The organism is Caulobacter sp. GW821-FHT10C03, from assembly GCF_059415485.1.
This window is the reverse complement of record NZ_JBWKNI010000007.1, coordinates 55,500-69,975: the sequence shown is the minus strand read 5'-3', so window position 1 is coordinate 69,975 and position 14,476 is coordinate 55,500. Positions and strand designations below refer to the sequence as shown.

Here is a 14,476-nt window from a genome sequence, read left to right as displayed (position 1 = left end):
CTGAACCCTCAGAAGGGCGGTCTTCGGGCCGCCCTTCTGCGTTTCGGAAGGTTCCGATGAAGATCTACCAGCAAGGCCCGCGCCAAGGCGTCTTCGACATGATGGTCTGCCCGGGCGGCCACGAGCCGGCCGAGTGCCCGAGCGACTGGTTCCGCGAAGACGGCTCGCCGATCGCTTTCAACGTCCACTTCGTCAACGGCAAAGCCGAGGTCCCGGGCAATCTGGGCCGTTACATGGTCAAGCACGAGATGGCGTTCCGCTCGCCGCTGATCCTGCCGGCCAAGCCGCAGTTGATCGCCGCCTGATGAACTACATCGCGCTCGCCGACGCTGCGGAGTGGGGGCTCGCCGGGGCGACCCAGCCGATGCTTGATGCGGCCACGGCGCTGGTGAACGCCTATCTTCGCCGACCCGAGGGGGTGGTGTGGGCGCCCGACGCGGCCGGCGCGCCCTGCTACATGGCCGGCCAGACGCCGAACCGCGCCCTCGCGTTGAGCCACGCGATCGTGGCCGGCCAGGCCGCTACCGTCACCGCTCCTCGCTGGGTGGCGAGCCAGGATCTGCTCGGCGAGGTCTTCGTGGTCGATCGGGACGACGCCGACCGGGTGGAGGCGCTCGTCGTTTCGGGCGTCACCGAAACCTCCATCACCTTCGAGCCGTCGGCCTTCGATCACGACGCCGGCGCGTCGTTGGAGGCTGGGCTTGTTCTGCTGGAGGAGCGTCATCTTCCGTCGAAGCGCCCGATCATGCGCATCACGCGCGGCCCGGCCGTTCGGTTGCTCTCTGGAAGAGGGCGCTATGGGTTCGGACGCCGCACGGACCAAGCGCTCGGCATCCCGGCGGACTACGGCCTGATTACCAGCCTGCAGTTCATGGGCGGCCCGCCGTCGTGGATCGGTTTCGACGTCCACCAGGCCAGCGTCAGTGACGCGACCGGTGAGGTGTGGATCCCGGCCGGCGTCTACGGCGCGTCCTTCACCGAGGTCCGGCTGCGCTACGTCGCCGGATGGTCCCAGGCGAACCTGCCGCCCGCCATCCTCAGCGCCACCGCTGCCGCCGCCGCTGCGATCCTTGATGCGCCTGAGATGACCGGCAACATCAAGATCTATCAGGCCGGCGGGACGAAGGTGGAGCGGTTCGCCGACGACCTCCTCGACGCCGCCAGCCGCGCCGCCCTTGAGCCCTATCGAGCCCACGCGTTCGGCTGATGTCGTTCCTCTATCCTCGAACCATCACCATCACGCGCCCCGCGCCCCAGGAGGGGGAGGGGGCGATCGGATACGGCGGCCAGACGCCGGCTATGGCGGCGCCCGTCTCCGGAGGCAACGAGTTGCCGGCGAGCATCCAACTTCGCCGTGAGGGCCAGAAGAGCCCGGTCGGACTGCCCGGCGATGGGACCGCGCCTTACTGGGACATCTTCATCCCGCGCCGCGCCGCCGCGCGCGGCCTCGTCAAGGCCCGGGACATCGTCACCGACGACCTCGGCGAGGTTTATCAAGTCAGCGCCCCCTACTGGGACAGCATGGGTCACCGGCTGCGCTGCATGAAGCTGGAGGCCTGACGCATGGCCGACCTGTCCGACGTTGAGAACGCTCTGCGCGACCTCATCGCGAGCACCCTCTACCCGACAGGCGCGCCGCCATCGGTCGTCGGCTCCGCGGTCGTGGTCTATGCCGGCTGGCCCGACCCGCAGACGCTGGACCGGGACAAGCTGGCCGGCAAAAGCCACGTCTCGATCTACCCCCGGAAAGGCGACCGCAACACCACCCGTCACGAAACGGGATGGCGCGAGGTCGGTCGCAACGCCGCCACTTACACCCTGACCGTCGCGGGCCAAGCCGTCACCGTCGGCGGGGCGGCGCCAAACCCCTACGTGCCGCAGAACATTGTCCTGATCGTCAACGGCGAGGCCGTCGCCTATCAGGCCACCGCCGGCCGTACCGCGGCCCAGGTCGCCGCCAGTCTCGCGGCGCTCATCACGGGCGCGACCGTCGCTGGCGCCGTCATCACCCTGCCAGCGACCGCGCGCATCGGCGCTGCGCGGGTCGGAGTGGTTGGCCAGGCCATGAAGGTGGTCCGCAATCAGGAGAAGTCGTTCCAGATCGTGATCTGGGCGCCGACGAACGCGCTACGGGTTGCCATCGCGAAGGCGATCGACCCGGTACTGTCCGATACGCCGCGCCTCGCTCTCGCGGACGGCTCGATCGGCCGCCTGACCTACCAGTCGTCGGAAGACAACGATTTCGACCAGCGCCAGGGCCTATTCCGGCGCGATCTGAACTACTCGGTCGAGTACGCCACCACGCGCGTCCAGACCTTCGAAGAGATCGTCGTCTCCCAACTGGAGCTGTTGCGGTCATTCGACCTGGTGACGCCCGGCGAGACCCTGCACCTCACCGCCTGAAACCCCCGCCAAAAGCGCCGCCGCTGGGCGGAAGCACCTGCCTGGAGGCCTGAATGACCATCTCCACCCAGGGGAACGTGAACCTGTCTGCGCTGACGGTTCCGGATCTCTATATCAACGTCCAACCGCCGCCGTCGGTGGCCCTGAATGGCGTGCCGGCCGACGTGATCGGCATCGTGGGCACCGCCAACTGGGGTCCGAAGAACAGCCCGACCATCGTCGGCAACCTGCCGGACGCGACCGTGGCCTTCGGCCCGGTCCAAAACCGGAAGTACGACCTCAACACCGCGGTCGCGATCGCCCAGATGCAGGGTGCCAACAACTACCGCTTGGTCCGCGTGACAGACGGGACGGACGTGGCTGCCACCGTCGCGGTGCAGTCCACCTGCCTGACGCTGAACGCCAAGTACACCGGCTCGCGGGGCAACAGCCTCCAGGCCTCGATCGGCCCCGGCACGGCGGCTGGCACCTACAAGGTCTCGCTGGCCCTTCCGGGTATCCTGCCCGAGACCTTCGACAACCTCGCCGCCGGCGCGACGGGCAACGGCATCTGGGTCGCCATCGCCAACGCCATCAACAACGGGGTTTCGGCCACCCGGCCGGCCTCGAACCTCGTCACCGCGACGGCAGGCGCCGGCACCGCGACTCCGGTGAGCGCCACCCTGACCCTGGCCGGCGGAACCGACGGCGCCACCACGATCACCTCGTCAGTGCTTCTGGGTGTCGACACCGCGCCGCGCACCGGCATGTACGCCCTGCGCGGCACTGGCTGCGCCCTGTTCATGCTCGCCGACTGCGACACGGCTGCCAGCTGGTCCACTCAACTGGCCTTCGGCCTGTCCGAGCAGATGCAGGCCGTCGGCGTCAGCCCGGCGAGCGACACCCTGGCCAACATCGCCAGCACCCAGACCAGCGACAGTCCGTGGCTGAAGGTCTGCTTCGGCGACTGGGTGTGGTGGACCGACACCGTCAACGGGATTACCAGGCTGGTCTCGCCGCAGGCCTTCTACTGTGGGCTGAAAGCCTCGATCGGTCCGCACCAATCGGCCCTGAACAAGCAACTGCTCGGTGTGGTGGGAACGCAGCGATCTTACGCCAATCAGCTGTATTCCACGGCCGACCTGACCGCGCTGGCCGCGGCCCGCGTGGACGTCATCACCAACCCGTGCCCGGGTGGTTCGTTCTTCGGTTTCCGCTTCGGTCGCAACACCTGCTCGGACGCGCCGCGCCGCCAGGACAGCTACACGACCCTGACCGACTACATCGCCGTCACGCTCAACGCCGGCGCCGGCAAGTTCGTCGGCCAACTGCTGACGCCCGACGAAATGCGCGAGGCCCAGAACACGATCGGCGGCTTCCTCCAGACGATGTGGGAAGCGGGCCAGATCGGCAGCGCCGACGGCTCGGTCCCCTACAGCGTGACCATCTCGTCGGGAGCGCCCGGCACCGGCACTCAGAAGGCCGTGGTGATGGTCCGCTACTACGACGTCATCGAGTTCTTCGTGGTCGATCTGACCGGCGGAGCCTCGGTCGTCATCCAATCGGCCGCCGCGGCCTAACCCCGACATTCGGAGATCCAAATGCCCGTGAACGGCTACACGGTCGGCAAGGACGTCTCGACCGACATCACCACCTCCTCGGGCGTGGTGCGCTGGAAGGTCAAGACCGGTTTCAGCGCCAAGGCCGAGTACAACGACCAGAAGATCAAGCGCCTAGACGGGATCGTCGATCACGTCGTCACGCCCGACGGCTGGAGCGGCACGCTCGATTTCGAACGGCAGGGCCCCGAGCTGGACGATTATTTCGCCCAGCTGGAGGCCAACTACTTCGCCGGACTCAACAGCCTGCCAATCACCATCACCGAGACCATCACCGAGCCCTCCGGCGCGGTCTCCCAGTACCGCTACACCAACGTGGTGCTGAAGTACGACGACGCCGGCGCGAAGACCGGCGACGCGACCGTGAAACAGAAGGTGGCCTGGTCCGCCTCGCGACGCCTGAAGGTGGCCTGACATGAGCGCTCAACCCAAACTCACCGTCATGACCGACGAGGTGCCGACCCCGTCACAGGTCGTCATCCAAGCGGCGGCCAAGGTGGTCGTCGTGACCGACGCCCTCGGGCGCTCGCTGAAGGTCAAGAAGCTGTCCGGCCTGGGCAAGCTGGACCTCTGCAAGATCCTGGGCGCGGACGGCGCGTCCAACCCGACCGTCATCGGTCCGTGCTCCATGGCCTTCTCGGTGCTGGAGATCGACGGCGAGCCTGTCATGCGGCCCAACTCGTGGGCCGAGATGCGCGCCCTGGTTGGACTGCTCGACGATGAGGGCTTGGAGGCGGTCGAGGCCGCCTACATCGCACACTGGGGGCCGCCGCAGACCGAGGGCGAGGCCGACGAGGCCCTAAAAAACGGGTAAGGCACGTCGATCTCGTCGAGCCGCTCTGGCTTGTAAAGAACGGCGTGCCCTACGACGTCGCGTTCAGTCTCGATGAGGGCGAGCGCCTGGCCTACTGCATCATCATGGGCCAGTTCGAAGGCAACGAGTGGGACTTCGACGCCCGGGCGTGGAAGGAGCGAACATGAGCGACTTTTCCATTCTGGGCTTCGTGTCCCATCTCACCGCCCTGGGCGCAACTATGACGGCCCGAGAGGTCGAGGGGCTGGAGGCCGCCGCCCGCCTGGTCCAGGACGAGGCGGTCAACTCCCTCGGGACCTACCAGCTCCAGAGCGGCCCGTTCGAGGCTTGGCAAGAGCTGGCCAACTTCACCAAGAACGACCGGGTGGCGCAGGGCTATCCGGAGAACGAGCCGGAACTGCGTAGTGGCGACATGGGCCGCAGCATCGAGCACACGATCATCACGCCTGGCCGCCAAGCCGAGGTGGGGTCGAACTCGCAGGTTCTGGAGTGGCAGGAACTCGGCACGGCCAACATGCCGCCCCGCTCGATCCTAGGCGGCGCCGCGGCGCGGATGGAGGACCGGGTCGTCAACCTGCTGGGGATCGGCGTGATCGGTGATCTGGTGGGCGAAGACGTCCACCAGAAGCGCCTGCCGATCTACTAGAAGGGCGGCGCCAGGGCCACGACCACGCCGGCGCCTACAAGCAGGCCGAAGGTGGCCCAGGCAACGAGGCCGGCTGCTTTGGCGACCCGCTGCTTGATCGGCGCGGTGCGCCACCAGCGTATCGCGAGCTCGCGACGGCCAAGCGACCTGATTTCCAATGCTGGGCGTCCAGAACGCCGCGCGCGCCGCTCCTCATAGAAGTCGGCGTCGTCTTCGAACACCTCGACGGCTGGCTCGCCGTGGAGAGCAGCGATTTCGCGCTCGAAAGCGGTTCTGCGGGGCATCTGGTGAAAGTAGCGCACCCGTCGCGGTGCAGAAAGGCTTTGCAGTGAGCAACGTCTACCGGATCGGCGTCAACATCGCGATGGCGAACGGGGTGAGCCCTGTTCTCGGCGTGATCGCGCGCGACCTCATGGGCGTCCACACCCACGTCAACAATCTCCAGGGCGGCCTCGGACGCCTGCGCCTGGCGATTGGCGGCGTGGTCGCCGTCGGCGCGGGGATTGCGCTGATCACCATGTTCAAGGCCCCGCTGGACGAGGCCCGCAAGCTAGAGATGGCGGTCACGAAGTTCGGCAACTTCGGCCTGGGCCCTGAGCGCACCCGTGAGGCGGCCGAGTTCGCCAAGTCGATGAACATCGCCGGCTCAACCTACGTCGAGAACATGCGACGCATGACCGAGGCCCAAGGCGTGTTCCGTGAGGCAGGTCTCGACGGCCCGGCCGCGCTGCGTGGGTCGAAGATGGCAGCGCCGATGCTGGCCAAGATCGCGTTCGCTGGCACCGCCCTGGATCCGGAGAGCGCGGCGCGCCAGGACACCCAGGCCATGGCCATGTTGCGCTTCATCGAAATGCGCGGCGGGGTCAACAGTCCGGAAAAGTTCAACGCCATCGCCAACGCCGGGTTCAAGGCCATCCAGTCGTCGGGCGGCAACATCAACTGGGAGCAGCTGCGCCAGTTCTCGGCCCGCGCCGGCGTGGCGGGCCAGGGGCTCAGCGATGAGGCCCTGTTCGGCAAGCTGGAGCCGGTGATTGGCGAGCTGAAGGGCTCCACCGCCGGCTTCGCGCTGCGAACCGCTTACAATCGCCTCAACGGGATCATCAAGATTCCCAACCAAGTCGCCCACGATCTGGTGAAGAACGGCATCTGGGACGGTTCGAAGGTCGAGTGGAACAGCCAGGGCGGGATCAAACGCTTCAACGGCAATCCGATGCGCGACGGCGAGATGTTCGCCCGCGACCCTGTGGCGTTCTACGAGAAATACATCATGCCCACCTATGCGGGCATGTCTCAGACCGAGCGCGCGCGCCGCAACGCGATGACCTTCGGTTCCACCGGCGGAGCCATGTTCTCCCTGATCGACCGCCAACTGCCGGCCATCCACCATTCTGTGGATGCGCAGCGCAAGGCGCTCGGCGTGGATCAGGCCTACAAGGCGGCGGGCGGCACGCTCAACGGCAAGATCGTCGATATGCATGCCAAGTACGTGAACCTGCAGGCGCGCCTTGGCGAGGCGGTCCTGCCGCTCGCGGTGAAGGGGCTCAACACCTTGATCCCGATCATCGAGAAGGTCACCAAGTGGACCACGGCCAATCCCGGCAAGCTGAAGATCTTCGCCCAGGCGGCGGTCATCATCGGCGCGGCCCTCATCGGCTTTGGCGTGGTCGCTGTCGGCATCGCAGCCTTCGCCGCGGTCGCGGCCGGCGGGACCGTGGGTATCGTGGTGGCCGCAATCGCGGCCGTCGTCGGCGCGGCGACCGCCTTCGTCGTCATGAACTGGGACAAGGTCGCCAACTTCTTCAACGGCGTGAAGACGGTTATCGGGAATTTCTTCAAGTGGATCGCCGATAGCCCGCTTGGAAAGTTCGTTGGCGGCGTGTGGAAGTCCTACAGCGAGACCGCGTCCAAGCCGCTGGGCGTTGAGCGGCCACCCGCTGTGCCGGGTCACGGCTCCGCCGGCGCTGGGGGGCGGGGAGACGTCTATCTCGACGGCCACAAAGTTGGCGCCGTGCTTGATCGGCGCGCCGCCTCAATGGACGCCCAAGCTGATCGCAACCGCAGCGGCTGGGATCCGGGCATGGGCGCCGGCGGCGGTCTTTTTGGGTATGCCTACTGATGGCCGACACCACCGTCACCCTCGGGGACTTCGAGTTCCAGCGCTTCGAAATCCCCGAGGTCATTCCGTTCGGCGGAGAGCAGGCTCTCGTCGTCCACCAGTTGGTGGGCGGCAAGCGCGTAGTCGACGCCATGGGCGAGGCGCCCGAGCCGCTGTCGTGGTCCGGCCGGTTCCAGGGCGAGGGGGCGCTTGAGCGCGCCCGATACCTCGACGGCCTGCGTAAGGCTGGAAAGCCCCTGCTGCTGACGTGGTCGGAGCTTTCCTTCCTCGTCGTCATCCGGCGGTTCGTCGCCAACTTCGAGCGGGCCTACCAGCTTCCCTACCAGATCACCTGCGAGGTGGTGGAGGACCGGGCCGCGCCCGTCACTGAGCTTGTGGTGACCTCCCTCGACGACCAGATGCTTGAGGACCAGGACACGGCCAATGGCCTGGGCGACGAGATCGGCGATAGCCAGCTGAGCAAGCTGCTCACGTCCCTCGACACCGCGGTCAGGAAGGTGTCCGATTTCGCCACCGCGACCCAGGCGACAATCAACTCGGTGCTGGAGCCGATCGCCGCCGTGCAGGCGCGTGTCAATGTCCTCATCGCCTCGGTGGGTAACACCATGGCCAACGTCTCGACGCTGGGCGGCGTATTGCCTTCCAATCCGGTCTCGGAGGTCGTGGCGGGGTTCACGAGCCAGCTTGCGGCCGCTACGCAAGCGCCGCTGCTCTACAATCTTGGCTCGGTGCTCGATCGAATGGGGACGAACCTCGCCGCCGACGGAGTGGCGGGGTCGCTGGTCACGCAGGCCGGTGGCTCGCTCTACCGGATCGCCAGCGAGACCTATGGCGACCCGTCGGGCTGGACCACGATCGCCAAGGCGAACAACTTGCTCGATCCCGTCCTTGAGGGCTTGAACACGGTCCGCGTCCCGCCGACGATGAACGACACCGGAGGCGTGCTGACCGCTTGATGCGGCAGCCGTTTTCGGAGTAGGTTTCAGCTAACACGGCGCGGTGCGCCACGGTCAAAAGGGTCGCCGAGCGCGGCCCTTTTGCATTTCCGGGACATCCCATGCGGAACCAGCTGCCGGCGGTCTCGGCCGCCAGGGCCCCGCGCGGGCTCGTGAAGGTCAACGGCGCTGTGCTGCCAGGCTGGCTGGATTGGGAAGTCGACACGAACGCCTTCTTCAGCGCGGACGGGTTTTCGGTCCGCTTCGCGCTTTCGATGCTGCCGGCTGACCGCGGCGTCGATTGGTGGGCGTCTCAGGCCGAAGTTGAGGTAGATATCCTCGCCGGGTTTCCCGCCGATCCGACGGCGCCCCAGCCGAGCGAGTTCAAGTCGCACATCCTTGGGATGGTGGACGATCTGACGATTGACTGGACGGGCAGGGTGCTTTCGATCTCTGGGCGGGATCTGACCGCCAAGCTGATCGACACCAAGACCTCGGCCAAATACCCGAACCTCACGGCGTCGGAAATAGCGACCAAGCTGGCGGTCGCGCACGGGCTGACGCCGGTCGTGACCAAGACGACGACCAAGGTTGGCCGCTTTTACGAGATCGACCGCGTCAGGCTGCAAAACGAGTCCAGCGAGTGGGACTTGCTGACTTGGCTGGCCCAGGAAGAACAGTTCGCGGTGTTCGTGCGCGGCAAGGAGCTTCACTTTCAACCCAAGCCGAAGGACGGCCAGGATCCATACGTCTTCCGCTGGACGCCCGGCGAGGATGGCGGGCCGCCGACGTTCAACGGTTCGCGCCTTTCGACGTCGCGCAATCTCACCCTGGCGAGGGACATCCGCGTCATCGTGAAAAGCTGGAACGCGAAGTCGAAGAAGGGCTTCAGCAAGACCGCGACGGCGACGAAGTCCAAGAACGCCGTGACCAAGAGCGCGGGGCGGGCGGTTTCTCCGGTGCAGGAGTTCTCCTACACGATCCCGGGCCTGACGCCGGAGCAGGCCACGCAGCGCGCCCAGCAACTGCTGGCCGAACTATCTCGCCAGGAAATGAAGCTCTCGATCGACGGGCCCGCCGACAACCTGCTCGATGTCACCGACGTCCTGAAGGTGGAGGGGACGGGGACCGTGGTCGATCAGAGCTATTTCCCTGACAGCATAGCGCGGTCGATGTCGCGTGACGGTGGCTACAGCTGGCGGATCGAGGCAAAGAACCACTCCCCGGAAAGCGAGGTCAGCCTGTGAGCTTCGCCCGGCTCCAGAACGTGATGAAGCGCCAGGCGCTTCTCGCCGTTGCCTCAATGGCCAAGCCGCGCATGGGCATCGTCTCCAGCTACGATCCGGCGACCTACGCCGCAAAGGTCCGGCTGATGCCGGAGGACGTGGAGACGGGCTGGTGTCCGATCGCCACGATCCGGGCCGGCAATGGTTTCGGCGTCTTCGCGCCACCGAACATCGACGATCAGGTGCTGGTGCTCTTCCAGGAGAGCGCCACAGAAGCGGGCATCATCGTTGGCGCGCTCTACAGCGACGAGGACCGCCCCCAGGCTGTGCCGGCTGGCGAGGTGTTGGTCGCGCATGAGGCCGGCGCCAGCCTTCGCTTCACCGCCGATGGCGTCGTTACGATCACCGCACCGCAGAAGGTGGTGATCGACGCCAACCTGCAGGTGACCGGCGATATCACCGACCAAACCGGCTCTGGCAACGCCGTCACGGTCAAGGCGCACCGCGACGCTTACAACCAGCACAAGCATCAGGTGCTCGCCGTCGGCGCGCCAACCGCGCTCTCGGATCACCTCGCCACCTAGGGGGCGTAATGCCGAACCTGACGGACCTGACCGAGCCGGCGCACAGCTGGGGCGGCGACATCGCTGCGTCAGGAACCGGTGACGTCGCTGTCGCTTCCCTGGTCGAGCGTTCCAAGCAGCGCGTGCTGCGCCGGCTGCTCACTGCGCCGGGAGAGTATCTGGCGCATCCCGACTATGGGGCGGGTCTGCCGGCTTATGTGGGGCAGCTGGCCGAGCCGGCGAAGATCAAGGCCCTGGTGCGCGGCCAGATGCGGCTGGAGGCCACGGTTGCGGCGTCTCCGGAGCCGCAGGTCGCGGTGATCGCGATCACCAACGGGATCTCCCTCCAGATCTCCTACACCGTCGCGCCCGAGCGCATCCCGGCCGTCCTGTCGTTCAATCTGGAGGCCTGACATGGCGGTGACCACCAAGACCTTCACCGATCTGGTCCGCGGGCAGGTGGCGGCGATCCAGGGCGCTGCGGCTGGTCTCGTCGATTTCACCATCGGATCGCTGACCAGGGCGTTCGTCGAGGCCTTCGCTCAGGTCGTGCTCTGGCTCCAGGGCAATATCCTGGCGCTGCTGGCGGCGACCCGCGCGGCAACGTCGTCCGGCGCGGATCTGGACAGCTGGATGGCCGACTACGGTCTGACCAGGCTGCCAGCGACCTATGCCGAGGGTGTCGTCACATTCAACCGCTTCACGGCCACGGCGACGGGGTTCATTCCCGTGGGCGCCCAGGTGGAGACCGCCGACGGTTCGGTGCGCTTCGTTGTCGTCGCGGATGAAAGCGACCCGGCCTACAACGCCACCCAGGGCGGCTACATCGTGCCGGTGGGGCAGGCCACCTTTGACGCGCCAGTCGAGGCGACCACGGCGGGGGCGGGGGCCAATGCCGCAGCCGGCGCGGTCTCGGTCATCGTGGATGCGATCCTGGGGATCGACACGGTCACCAACGCGCTGGCCATGGGCGGTGGCGCGGCGGCTGAAACCGATGCGGCGCTGCGCGCCAGGTTCGTCGACTACATCGCCAGCCTGGCCAAGGCGACCGCTTCCGCGGTGGAGTATGCCGTCAGTTCCATCCAGACCGGCGTCTCCTATGCGCTGAGGGAGAACGAGACCTACGGCGGCGTCGAGCAGATGGGCTATTTCTACGTCGTGGTGGACGATGGCTCGGGCGCGCCGTCGGACACCTTCCTCGATGCGGTGCGCGATGCGATCGACGTGGTCCGGCCGCTGACTTCGACCTTCGGCGTCTTCGCGCCAGTGCTGGTCTCCGCCGACGTGTCGATGACGATCGCGGTGGCCGCCGGCTACACGCCCGCTACGGTCCAAGCCCAGGTCGAGGACGCGCTCGTCACGTATATCGCTGGCCTTGGCCTGGGCGAAGCGCTCGCCTACACCCGGCTTGCGCAGGTGGCCTATGCCGCCAGCGGCGGGGTGTCGAACGTCACCGGCGTTCTGCTGAACGGCGGTGTGGCCGACATGGTCGCCACCGCCAAACAGGCGATCCGGGCCGACGCGGTGACGGTGGATCTGGCGTGATCGGCGATCAGGCCAACATGAAGGCCCGTCTCAAGGGCCTGCTGCCGCGATCCTGGTTCGGCTTGGGCGAGACGCCCGTCCTTGACGGCCTGTTCGAGGGCGCTGCCTGGGCGCTAGCCTTCGTCTACGACCTCTACGCCTACGCCAAGCTCCAGACCCGAATTCTTACCGCCTCGGACGGGTGGGTCGACCTGATCGCCGCCGACTTCTTCGGCGTCAGGCTGCTGAGAGGGCAGGGGCAGAGCGACACCAGCTTCCGTTCTCGGATCATCGCCAACCTGTTCCGAGAACGGGCGACGCGGGCGGGCCTCTCCAAGGTGATCGAGGATCTGACCGGCAACGCGCCGGTGATCATCGAGCCAGGGCGCATGGCCGACACCGGCGCCTGGGACGTCGCCATCTGGGGTTTCGACACTGCGGGGTCCTGGGCCGAGCCGTCGCTCACCTATCAGGCCTTCGTGCAGGTGGAACTGCCGGCGGTTGCCGGCATCCCTTATGTCGCCGGCTGGGATATCGCTGTTGGGGCCTACGACACAGTCTCGGAAATCGAGTGGACCGACGCCTCCATGGTCCAACCGACCGTGAGCGCAGAAGATGTGGCCGAGGCGATCACCAGCGTTCGCCCGGTCGCGACCCGCGTGTGGGTCCGCTTTGCCTACCCCAGAAACTTCGTCGTCCTCGTGACCGAGGGCGCTGTTCCGATCGTCACCGAGGCCGGCCGGCCGCTCGCGATCTGACGACCCTTCTTCCAGGAGCACGTGAATGGACCGCAGCATCGTCTGGCCGGGCGCGATCCCGCGCTCGAACGACATCAACCTGCAGAACCGCAACAGCATGATCGCCGTGGCCAAGCTGGCAAGCGCCGTGTTGGGAACCGGAACCCTGCTCAACGGGCTGGACTGCACCCCGACCAGCCCGGCCTCCATGCAAGTCAAGGTCGGCGCCGGCGAGATCTACGCCCTGGCCAATGTCGATGCGACCTCGTTCGGCTCGCTAGCGGCCGACACCACCCACCAGGTGCTCAAGCAGGGCATCACGCTCGACGGCTACACGCTGTCCTGCCCGGCGCCGGCGACCACGGGCTTCTCGGTCAACTATCTGGTCCAGGTCGCGTTCAGCGAAACCGACGCCGGTGACGAGCTGCTGGCCTACTATAACGCCGACAATCCGTCACAGGCTTGGTCGGGTCCGAACAACAGCGGCGACACCACCAAGACGCTTCGCCGTGACCTCTGCCTGGTGGCGGTTAAGGCGGGCGTGGCGGCCGCGACCGGGACCCAGGTCACGCCGGCGCCCGACGCGGGCTATGTGGCCGCCTACGTCGTGACGGTGGCCTACGGCCAGACCTCCATCGTCTCAGGCAATATCGCCGTCTACAGCGGCGCGCCCTTCATCGGCGAGCGGCTTGGCGCGAAGATCAGCCAAGCGAGCGCCGATCTGCGGTACGCCACCATCGCGGCGGTTCAGAGCGGCTCGCTGGTTTACGCTGCCGGCGCCGGGACCGCGAACGCTATCACCGCCTCGGTGACGCCTGCCGTAACCGGTCTCACGGCGGGCATGGCCGTGCGGATCAAGGTCACCACGACCAACACGGGCGCGGCGACCCTCAATCTCAACGGCCTGGGCGCAGTCGCCATCCAGGACCGCGGCGCAGCGCTCAAGGGCGGTGAGATCGTTTCCGGGCAGACCTACACCTTCGCCTATGACGGCGCGGCTTGGCAGTTCCAGTCGCCCGCCGCCAACAGCACCGGAATGCTCATCGGTGAGATCCGTACGCGGGCCTCGAGCAACGTCCCGGCCGGTTGGCTGGAATGCAACGGCGCGGCGGTGTCGCGCACCACTTATGCCGATCTGTTTGCCGAGATCGGAACGATCTATGGCGCGGGCAACGGCACCACCACCTTCAACCTGCCGGACATGCGAGGCCAGTTCGCCCGCGGCTGGGACAACGGTCGCGGCGTCGACGCCGGCCGAACGCTCGGCACGACCCAGGCCGACGCCTTCCAAGGCCACCATCATTCGATCGACAACGCCCGCCAACAGGGCACCGGAAGCGGCTTCTCCGGCACGGCGGGCGTCAGCCCGACGATCATCACCGACACCGGCAACCCGACCACCGACGGCACGAACGGGACCCCTCGCACGGCCGCTGAAACCCGCCCGACCAACGTGGCGGTGATGTTCATCATCAAGTTCTGACGCCGGACCGCCGCCCCCCAACATCTGCGGCTAACGCCGCCCAAGCTTCTCATGGAGAATGCCGATGAGCATCCCCAACACGGTCGTGCGCGCTGATGGCACCGCTGTGAACGTCGGCGCCGTGGTCATCGCCGATCAAGCGTTCACTCTGGCCAGCGCTCTGGCCTCGATCTCCAGCGGCGGCTCTTCCGACTGGGTGACCGGCATCGCGGCCGGCTCGTACATCTGGGCCCTGACGGCCGGAGCCTGGAACGGCGCGACGATCAAGCTGCAGGTTCTGGGGCCGGACGGCGTGACGGCGCTGGATGTCACCGGCGCAAGCCTGACCGCCAACGGCACGCTTGGCGTCGTCGCTGGCGCGAACGCGTCGATCCGCCTGGCCGCGATCGGCGGCGCGCCCACCGTCATCAACTCCAGCCTGAGCTGAGCCC

At 67.0% G+C, this 14,476-nt stretch carries 19 protein-coding genes; 18 read left to right on the top strand and 1 reads right to left on the bottom strand.

Features of this window, described 5'->3' with window-relative positions; all coding sequences use genetic code 11:
- The first annotated feature begins 56 nt into the window (after positions 1-56).
- The 9 genes from AC07NG_RS11205 to AC07NG_RS11165 are packed head-to-tail and all read left to right on the top strand — an operon-like array spanning position 57 to position 5,461.
- Positions 57-305, top strand: coding sequence for a hypothetical protein (locus AC07NG_RS11205; RefSeq protein ID WP_494594061.1), 249 nt, complete (start codon positions 57-59; stop codon positions 303-305).
- Positions 305-1,207, top strand: coding sequence for a hypothetical protein (locus tag AC07NG_RS11200; protein ID WP_494594059.1), 903 nt, complete (start codon positions 305-307; stop codon positions 1,205-1,207). Before AC07NG_RS11205 ends, AC07NG_RS11200 begins: the two co-directional genes overlap by 1 nt.
- A complete protein-coding gene (locus AC07NG_RS11195) occupies positions 1,207-1,560 on the top strand; it encodes a hypothetical protein (RefSeq protein ID WP_494594057.1) in 354 nt (117 codons plus the stop codon). The genes AC07NG_RS11200 and AC07NG_RS11195 overlap by 1 nt, the downstream gene beginning before the upstream one ends.
- Before the next feature lie 3 nt (positions 1,561-1,563).
- Positions 1,564-2,403, top strand: coding sequence for a hypothetical protein (locus AC07NG_RS11190; protein WP_494594055.1), 840 nt, complete (start codon positions 1,564-1,566; stop codon positions 2,401-2,403).
- Between the two features lie 53 nt (positions 2,404-2,456).
- Complete coding sequence (locus AC07NG_RS11185) at positions 2,457-3,962, top strand: phage tail sheath protein (protein WP_494594053.1); 1,506 nt, start codon at positions 2,457-2,459, stop codon at positions 3,960-3,962.
- 21 nt (positions 3,963-3,983) lie between these two features.
- A complete protein-coding gene (locus AC07NG_RS11180) occupies positions 3,984-4,415 on the top strand; it encodes a hypothetical protein (RefSeq protein WP_494594051.1) in 432 nt (143 codons plus the stop codon).
- Position 4,416: 1 nt separating this feature from the next.
- Positions 4,417-4,815, top strand: coding sequence for a hypothetical protein (locus tag AC07NG_RS11175; protein WP_494594049.1), 399 nt, complete (start codon positions 4,417-4,419; stop codon positions 4,813-4,815).
- 44 nt (positions 4,816-4,859) lie between these two features.
- Entirely contained in the window at positions 4,860-4,982 is a 123-nt protein-coding gene (locus AC07NG_RS11170; RefSeq protein WP_494594048.1) for a hypothetical protein, read from the top strand.
- Positions 4,979-5,461: a hypothetical protein gene (locus AC07NG_RS11165; RefSeq protein ID WP_494594046.1), complete on the top strand. Its 483-nt coding sequence runs from the start codon at positions 4,979-4,981 to the stop codon at positions 5,459-5,461. Before AC07NG_RS11170 ends, AC07NG_RS11165 begins: the two co-directional genes overlap by 4 nt.
- Here AC07NG_RS11165 and AC07NG_RS11160 read toward each other — a convergent pair.
- Complete coding sequence (locus AC07NG_RS11160; protein WP_494594044.1) at positions 5,458-5,745, bottom strand: hypothetical protein; 288 nt, start codon at positions 5,743-5,745, stop codon at positions 5,458-5,460. The genes AC07NG_RS11165 and AC07NG_RS11160 overlap by 4 nt on opposite strands.
- Before the next feature lie 44 nt (positions 5,746-5,789).
- Between AC07NG_RS11160 and AC07NG_RS11155 the strand changes: the two genes are divergently transcribed.
- The 9 genes from AC07NG_RS11155 (at position 5,790) to AC07NG_RS11115 (ending at position 14,472) form a co-directional block, all read left to right on the top strand.
- Complete coding sequence (locus AC07NG_RS11155) at positions 5,790-7,577, top strand: phage tail tape measure protein (RefSeq protein ID WP_494594043.1); 1,788 nt, start codon at positions 5,790-5,792, stop codon at positions 7,575-7,577.
- Positions 7,577-8,533, top strand: coding sequence for a LysM peptidoglycan-binding domain-containing protein (locus AC07NG_RS11150; RefSeq protein ID WP_494594041.1), 957 nt, complete (start codon positions 7,577-7,579; stop codon positions 8,531-8,533). Before AC07NG_RS11155 ends, AC07NG_RS11150 begins: the two co-directional genes overlap by 1 nt.
- A 101-nt stretch (positions 8,534-8,634) precedes the next feature.
- On the top strand, positions 8,635-9,759 hold the full coding sequence (locus AC07NG_RS11145; protein WP_494594039.1) for a hypothetical protein: 1,125 nt from the start codon (positions 8,635-8,637) through the stop codon (positions 9,757-9,759).
- Positions 9,756-10,322, top strand: a complete 567-nt coding sequence (locus AC07NG_RS11140) for a phage baseplate assembly protein V (protein WP_494594037.1) — start codon at positions 9,756-9,758, stop codon at positions 10,320-10,322. The genes AC07NG_RS11145 and AC07NG_RS11140 overlap by 4 nt, the downstream gene beginning before the upstream one ends.
- Before the next feature lie 8 nt (positions 10,323-10,330).
- Entirely contained in the window at positions 10,331-10,714 is a 384-nt protein-coding gene (locus tag AC07NG_RS11135; RefSeq protein ID WP_494594035.1) for a hypothetical protein, read from the top strand.
- Between the two features lies 1 nt (position 10,715).
- Complete coding sequence (locus AC07NG_RS11130; protein WP_494594032.1) at positions 10,716-11,846, top strand: baseplate J/gp47 family protein; 1,131 nt, start codon at positions 10,716-10,718, stop codon at positions 11,844-11,846.
- On the top strand, positions 11,843-12,583 hold the full coding sequence (locus AC07NG_RS11125; protein WP_494594030.1) for a UCP028438 family phage-derived protein: 741 nt from the start codon (positions 11,843-11,845) through the stop codon (positions 12,581-12,583). Before AC07NG_RS11130 ends, AC07NG_RS11125 begins: the two co-directional genes overlap by 4 nt.
- Positions 12,584-12,608: 25 nt before the next feature.
- The gene (locus tag AC07NG_RS11120) at positions 12,609-14,045 is read left to right on the top strand and encodes a tail fiber protein (RefSeq protein WP_494594028.1); all 1,437 of its coding nucleotides are present in this window, start codon (positions 12,609-12,611) and stop codon (positions 14,043-14,045) included.
- A gap of 64 nt (positions 14,046-14,109) precedes the next feature.
- Complete coding sequence (locus AC07NG_RS11115) at positions 14,110-14,472, top strand: hypothetical protein (RefSeq protein WP_494594026.1); 363 nt, start codon at positions 14,110-14,112, stop codon at positions 14,470-14,472.
- Positions 14,473-14,476 lie beyond the last annotated feature (4 nt).